General features: G+C 51.9%; 5 protein-coding genes. 4 read left to right on the forward strand and 1 reads right to left on the reverse strand.

Annotated features, from left to right (window positions below; genetic code table 11):
• Positions 1-402 precede the first annotated feature (402 nt).
• Positions 403-1,611 (reverse strand): hypothetical protein, encoded by a 1,209-nt coding sequence (locus QZ310_RS13445; RefSeq protein WP_297073757.1) that lies wholly within the window; start codon positions 1,609-1,611, stop codon positions 403-405.
• Positions 1,612-1,761: 150 nt separating this feature from the next.
• On the opposite strand from QZ310_RS13445, the gene QZ310_RS13450 reads away from it, so the two are divergent.
• The 4 genes from QZ310_RS13450 to QZ310_RS13465 all read left to right on the forward strand — a co-directional run bounded on the left by QZ310_RS13450 (position 1,762) and on the right by QZ310_RS13465 (position 6,635).
• A complete protein-coding gene (locus QZ310_RS13450; RefSeq protein ID WP_297073760.1) occupies positions 1,762-1,995 on the forward strand; it encodes a DUF2442 domain-containing protein in 234 nt (77 codons plus the stop codon).
• Positions 1,996-2,116: 121 nt separating this feature from the next.
• The gene (gene mazG, locus QZ310_RS13455) at positions 2,117-2,896 is read left to right on the forward strand and encodes a nucleoside triphosphate pyrophosphohydrolase (RefSeq protein WP_297073762.1); all 780 of its coding nucleotides are present in this window, start codon (positions 2,117-2,119) and stop codon (positions 2,894-2,896) included.
• A gap of 15 nt (positions 2,897-2,911) precedes the next feature.
• Positions 2,912-3,685 carry a hypothetical protein gene (locus tag QZ310_RS13460; protein WP_297073766.1) on the forward strand — a complete coding sequence of 258 codons (774 nt, stop codon included), beginning with the start codon at positions 2,912-2,914 and terminating at the stop codon, positions 3,683-3,685.
• Positions 3,686-3,791: 106 nt separating this feature from the next.
• Positions 3,792-6,635, forward strand: a complete 2,844-nt coding sequence (locus QZ310_RS13465) for a pitrilysin family protein (RefSeq protein ID WP_297073768.1) — start codon at positions 3,792-3,794, stop codon at positions 6,633-6,635.
• Positions 6,636-6,720: the final 85 nt, after the last annotated feature.

A 6,720-nucleotide genomic window follows, 5' to 3' on the forward strand; every position in this document is an offset into this window, starting at 1 on the left:
GCTAAGATTGTTGGCGCAACTATAAGCGATGGGTAGTTATATAGCAGCAGCGGTGTGATGGTAGCCCCACCACGAGCGAACGGATGCGAGCGACGACCGAAGGTCAAAGCTCGTATCCGGGAGCGAGGCGTGGGGCTAGATTGGTGTTGAATCGGGCGGCATCGAAGATGTCCAATAATATCATCCAACATACTCAAAACAGAATTTTCCGACATCAAGAAATTAGCTTATCCGTAGGCTATTACCGGACATCTTCGATGCCCGTCATAAAAAACGTACATTTACCCCATGCCTCGGGCGATAGTAAAATTCCGGCCTGCGGCCTACATTTTCCATCGCCTCTCGACAAGGGGCTACCATCGCATCGCTGCGTCGCAGCTTACCTGTTTTGGTGATTTGATACTATCTTAATTTTACAATCGGGCTATCCTTCTTTAAATTCTGCATGTAGACCTCTACATCCGGAATTATATCCCCATTCTTTATGATAGGATCCATGTTACGCACATCGTTCAGATGATTAAGAAAAGAGGTTTTATCATAAAGCATCAGATCAATGTAACCTCTGCCACGTTCACCCAAGGAATATCCTACATATTCACATATCTTGTCCCCCGAAACGGTGATGTCGCCACATTTCAAGCCCATCTCTTTGAGGTAGACTATAAAATCTTCCTCCCTCAGACTGCCCGGATTTGTAACCGTAAGAAAAACCGGCTCCACCCCAAAGGCCATCAATTTATCATACACGGGATTATTCTTCTCAAAATAATTCATCGTAAGGTCCGGTAGTCTTGACGCACCATAGACCATGTCCTCGCGAAGTTTAAGTCCATTGCCCGGTTTATGTCTGAAATACGTCATAGCTGCAGGCTTCCTGACATCATATTCCAGACCATTTTCTTCAACGCTCTTTTTGAGAACAGGAAGAAGCTCCGTCAGCGGTATCATCCCGGTGACAGGCTTAGAAAGACAATCTATATATCCCACATAATCCGACACTCCGACTTCACCGAGCACGAGTTCAAGAATCAATAGATAGGACATATATTCATCCTTCTCACTTTTCAAGCCCGCGACTGCAGGATGAAAACATCCGAGATTAAATTTCGTACCCTCAGTATCCTTTGAAATGAGAATCTTCACATCAGCGGCCGACATCTCCACTCCTCCAATTCCCCAGCTCAAATCGTTATTGTTCGGTTGTCTACACGGGAAGAAAGTCCATTTCTTTTTCACTCCTTCCGGGGCCATACTTATCAATTGATTATAGAGGTCAAAACGCTCGCGCTCACCTTCAACCGCAAAAGTAAATTCTCGATTGGATCCAATCTGGAAATAAATATCACCACCAAAAACCGACAGACCCTCTTGGATAACTCTCGGCAGAATTTCAAGCCGATTGGCGGCTATCTCATCTATCTTTTTCTCATTATGCCCGAACCAGCTCCAAAACTGTCTTGCACGTTCATTAAAAGAAACAATATCTCCTCGCTCCGCTGAACGACTCTTGGTCTTCGCTTTCACGCATAAAGGCATGACAAGCACAATTAACATAGTCGAAACTATGACACTTACATGATTACCTAAAAATTTTATCAATTCATTCATGGTAAAGATTCTTTATGATATGCAAAGATAATAAATTAAAGCATATAATTGATTTTTTTGACTATATTTGCAATACACCTCTCTGCTTGGGAAAAAGCACAAAGGGGAGAAAAGATCGAAAAAATTCCACCTCTAAATTAAACAGCAGCTATGCTCCGAATCATTGATGTCGACTATATGGGAGACTACACTCTTGCTCTCACTTTCAATAATGGAGAAAAGCGCATAGCCAATCTCCGACCCTACCTGCATGGAGAAGTGTTCGGCGAACTTCTCGACAAAAATAATTTCATCCAATACGGATTGAACCGCGTGACCATAGAATGGGCCAACGGTGCCGACCTCGCTCCTGAATTCCTGTATGAGATCGGAACGGTTGCATGACAACCATTCTCCCGACTTATTATCCCCCGTCTGACATCCTCCCCCGCAATGTTATCACGGGAATTTTCTTTTTGTGCAATGGATTTCGTAACTTTGCATATATAAATAAAGAATACACTCCATGCATACACGCGAAGAAAAAATAGAAGCGCTCGGAAGGGTCATCGACACCCTCGACATCCTGCGCGTCAAATGTCCGTGGGACGCGAAACAGACCAACGAATCCCTGCGCCCCAACACCATCGAGGAAGTATATGAACTGTGCGACGCACTCATCAACGACGACAATGCCAACATCCGCAAGGAGCTTGGCGATGTCCTGCTCCATGTGCTCTTCTACTCAAAAATCGGAGAGGAAAAGGAAGCCTTCGACATTGCCGATGTCTGCGACGCGCTCAATGAGAAACTCATCTTCCGCCACCCCCATGTCTTCGGTTCGACCAACGTAAACTCCACCGAGGAAGTCCTGCAAAACTGGGAAGAACTGAAACTGAAAGAAAAGGGTGGCAACAAGACGGTGCTTTCCGGTGTGCCCCGCGCCCTTCCGGCCATGATCAAGGCCGACCGCATTCAGGAGAAAGCCGCCAACGTAGGCTTCGACTGGGAGCGCCCCGAGCAAGTCTGGGACAAAGTGCGCGAGGAAATGGCCGAATTTGAAGAGACGGTAGCCGAAAAATCACCGGAACGGATGGAAGAAGAGATGGGCGACCTGCTTTTCAGTGTCATCAACGCCGCCCGGCTCTATAAAATCAATCCCGAGAACGCTCTCGAAAAGACCAACAAGAAATTCATCGCCCGCTTCAACCATCTCGAAAAACGCGCCCACGAAATGGGCAAGGAACTGCGCGACATGACTCTCGCTGAAATGGATGCCATCTGGGAAGAGGCCAAGAAACTCTAAAACCTCCGCGCCCCGATGAATTTCAACGAACTCAACTCCCACCCCCGCGACCCGCACCTGAATTTTGATGCCGAGAGCCATACCTACACTCTCGGCGGAAAGACCCTCTCGTCAGTGACAACCATCGTCGAAGACTGTTTCCCGAAATTCGATGCCGACTACTGGGCTGCCCGCAAAGCTCCCGCACTCGGCATAAGCCCCGCCGAACTCAAGGCGCAATGGGAAGCAAACGCCAAACGCTCACGCGACCTCGGCACGGCGATGCACGAGAAAATCGAACGCTACTACCTCGGTGAAGATGCCGGCGACGACGGTGATGCCTACACCCTCTTCCGCCACTTCGCTGCGGCCGAGCGCCTCTACCCCTACCGCACAGAGTGGCGAATCTACATGGAGGAATATGGTGTAGCCGGTACCCTCGACTTTCTCGAACGTCGTCCCGACGGCACCTTTAATATATATGACTGGAAACGCTCAAAGAAGCTCATTGCCGCCGACGGCTCCGTCGAACAGACAAACCGCTACGGCAAACGCGGATTCTTCCCGGTCGCGCATCTCCACGACTGTTCCTTCCACCACTACGCCCTGCAGTTGAGCATCTACCGCTTCATTCTTGAAAACTGCTACGGAATACCGGTGACACATCTGAAACTCGGAGTCTTCCATCCCGACTATCCGATGGCCTACATTGTCCCAGTCCCCTATCTCCGCTCCGAAGCCGAAGCTGTCCTCCGCAATCATGCCTCGCAGGTGGCCTATATGGGAAAATGGGCGGAAGCAATTTGTTAAAAAACACTAAAAAGCGGATAAAAAAGTAACTTTTATCCGCTTTCTCGCGTCTAATGAACCAAAAAACAACAAAACCATATCATCACAATTTTCTTAATCATTCATCATGATGAAAGCTAAAACCAGACTGATGTCGGCATTGGTACTCATTGCTTGCGTACTCCTGCCCGGCATAGTCAGAGCACAGGCACAGAACCCGATGCTCCAGCCGCTTCCGGTCGACACTGCCGTCCGTATCGGCAAACTTCCCAATGGACTGACCTACTACATCCGCCACAACGAGTATCCCAAGGGACAGGCGGATTTCTACATCGCGCAGAATGTCGGCTCTATCCTCGAAGAGGACAACCAGCGCGGTCTTGCCCACTTCCTCGAACACATGTGCTTCAACGGAACCACCAATTTCCCCGGCAGCTCGCTCCGCGACTGGCTTGAGACAATCGGTGTGAAATTCGGTGCCAACCTCAATGCCTACACCGGTGTCGACGAAACCGTCTACAACATCAACAACGTTCCCGTCGCACGCGAGAGCGTCCAGGACTCCTGCCTCCTCATCCTCCACGACTGGGCCAACGACCTCACCCTCGACCCCAAGGAGATTGACAAGGAGCGCGGTGTCATCCACGAAGAATGGCGTCGCTCCATGCAGGGCCAGATGCGCATCATCGAGAAACTCCTCCCCATCATCTATCCCAACTCCAAGTATGGCCACCGTCTCCCCATCGGCACAATGGAAGTTGTCGACAACTTCGCTCCCCAGGCCCTCCGCGACTACTATGAGAAATGGTATCGTCCCGACCAGCAGGCCATCGTTGTCGTAGGCGACATCGACGTTGACCGCATCGAAGGCAAGATTAAGGAAATGTTCTCGTCAATCGAGATGCCTGAAAATCCCGCCGAGCGCGTCTATGAGCCTGTCCCCGACCATAAGGGCACCATCTATGCTATGGGCAGCGATCCCGAGCAGAAAAATCTCGTCGCCCAGCTCATGTTCATCTCCGATCCCCTCCCCAAAGAGATGAAAAACACCCCGATGTACTATGCCAACAGCTACATCGAAGGCATGATTTCCTCGATGATCAACAACCGCATCAACGAAATCGCCTCCAAGCCCGACGCTCCCTTCGCCGGTGCAGGTGTTGACTTCGGCGGCTTCTTCCTTTCATCAAAAGTCAAGGATGCGATGACCGGCTTTACGGCTTCGAAGAGCAACGACATCATCGCTCCACTTCAGGCTGTCTACCGCGAAATCCTCCGCGCACAGCGTGGCGGTTTCACCCAGAGCGAATACGAACGTGCGCGCAACGAATACCTTTCGTCTGTCGAGCGCATCTACAACAACCGCGCCACCCGTGAGAACGGCACCTTCGTCAATGAATATGTCGGAAACTTCAAGGACAACGATCCCATCCCCGGCATCGAGACCGAATGGCCCCTCATCCAGCAGATTGCCATGAGCATCCCCGTCCAGGTCATCAACCAGACAATGGCCCAGGCCGTGACACCCGACAACCGCGTCCTCATGATTCTCTCGCCCGAGGCTGAGGGATACACCCTCCCCACCGAACAGCAACTCGCCGACGCTCTCGCCGCAGTTGATGCCGAAAAAATCGAGGCCTTCGTCGACGAAGTCAAGTCCGAACCCCTCATCCCCTCCGAACCCGTGGCCGGAAGCGTTGTCAACACCACCGACAACAGCAAATGGGGCACCACCGAATGGACCCTCTCCAACGGTGCAAAGGTCATCGTGAAGTCCACCAAGTTCAAGGAGGACGAAATCCTCTTCTCGGCATACGCCAAGGGTGGCACAGCAGCTTACTCCGATGACTATACCAACACCCTCCTCTTCCTCCCCGTGACCATCGGAAACTACGGCCTCGGCTCCTACACCAACACCGACCTCAGCAAGTACACTGCCGGCAAGCAGGCTTCGCTCGGAATCTCCTTCGGCGACTACAGCCGCTCAATGGGCGGTTCGGCAACTCCCAAGGACCTCCCCACCCTCATGGAACTCATCTACATGGGCTTCAAGGACATCGAGCTCACCGAGGATGAATTTGCCGCCCTCCAGAAATCCTACAGCGGCATTCTTGCCAATCAGGAAAAGAGCCCCGAATACATCTTCCAGAAGAACATCCTCGGCTCTCTCTACTCTTCACCCCGCCGTCAGGCCCTCAATTCAGAGGCTGTCGACGGTGCATCACTCGCCCAGACTCTCGAAATCGCCCACGCGATGACTTCCAACGCGGCTGACTGGACCTTCGTATTTGTCGGCAATGTCGACCCCGCCGTCCTCAAGCCCCTCGTTGAGAAATACATCGCATCGCTCCCCGGCGACACCAAGACTGCTGTCACAAAGGTCGACGCCTACAACCCCGCCCTCTTCATGGCCGGTGGCTCCAAGACTGACACCTTCACCACACCCATGTCAACTCCGCAGACCTACGTCGCAATCATCGAGAGCGGCGACATGGACTTCACTCCCAAAAACTCCATGCTTGCCTCAATCGTAGGCCAGATCCTCACCAACCGCCTCATCAAGACTGTCCGCGAGGAAATGGGTGCCGTCTACTCAATCAGCGCCGCCGGTCAGCTTGACCGCACAGGCCTCCGTCCCGCTTCAATCATGTCGTCATTCCCCATGAAGCCCGAGATGAAGGATGAAGTCCTCCCCTTCATCCAGCAGCAGTTCAAGGAGATGGAGTCCAACGTAACCGCCGAGGAGCTCAACCCCATCAAGGAATATATGGTCAAGGTCTTCACCGAGAACCGCGAGAAGAACCCCGCATGGCGTCAGGCAATCCTCGCAAACCTCACCAACGGTGTCGACACCTTCAACGGCAATGTTGACGTGATGAACTCAATCACAATCCAGGACGTGATGGACTACATGAAGGCCCTCAACGCCCAGAACAACTACCGCGTCGTCATCCTCGACCCCGCAAAATAACCCCATCCCACAACCGGCGACAACCGGTAAACCGCAAAGCGGCACCCCAACCGGATGGCGCCCCGCCGAGCCGCGAAGCGGCGCC

The sequence above is a fragment of the uncultured Duncaniella sp. genome (genome assembly GCF_910577345.1).
In the GTDB taxonomy this organism is placed as follows: Bacteria; Bacteroidota; Bacteroidia; order Bacteroidales; family Muribaculaceae; genus Duncaniella.